The sequence below is a fragment of the Streptomyces bugieae genome (genome assembly GCF_036352915.1).
GTDB classification, from domain to species: domain Bacteria; phylum Actinomycetota; class Actinomycetes; order Streptomycetales; family Streptomycetaceae; genus Streptomyces; species Streptomyces endophytica.
Map to the genome: position 1 here is coordinate 1 of NZ_JAZBJP010000231.1, position 388 is coordinate 388.

Below are 388 nucleotides of genomic sequence, written 5' to 3' on the forward strand. Positions count from 1 at the left end.
GCCGCTGCCGGCATGGTTGGTGCGGCCGTAGCCGACCAGGTGCACCACACCGTCCTTGGTGACGACACCGGCACAGAGCGGTCCGGGCAGCTCGGACGTGCCCCGGCGGCAGTAGCCGACGCTGCTGGAGCCGGCCGTGTGATGGAGCATCACACCGTGGACCGGCCCCCAGGCGCCCTTGTGGTTGCGGTTGTGACGGTGCCAGCCGGTGTGTTCGGTGACACGGACCCCCTCGGCGCGCAGGGCACGGACGAAGGCGTCGGCGGTCAGAGGTGCCGCCATGGGTTCTCTCCTCGGGTCGGGTCCGGCCGGTGCCGGCGCGGACCGGGGCGGGCGGAATCGGGCGGGAACGGCGACCGCCCCGGCCGTCGCGGAACACGACGGCCGG

At 74.2% G+C, this 388-nt stretch carries 1 pseudogene; it reads right to left on the reverse strand.

Annotation, left to right across the window (positions count from 1 at the left end):
• A pseudogene (locus V2J85_RS41020) lies at positions 1-282 on the reverse strand (peptidoglycan-binding protein); the annotation flags it as partial.
• Between the last annotated feature and the right edge of the window lie 106 nt (positions 283-388).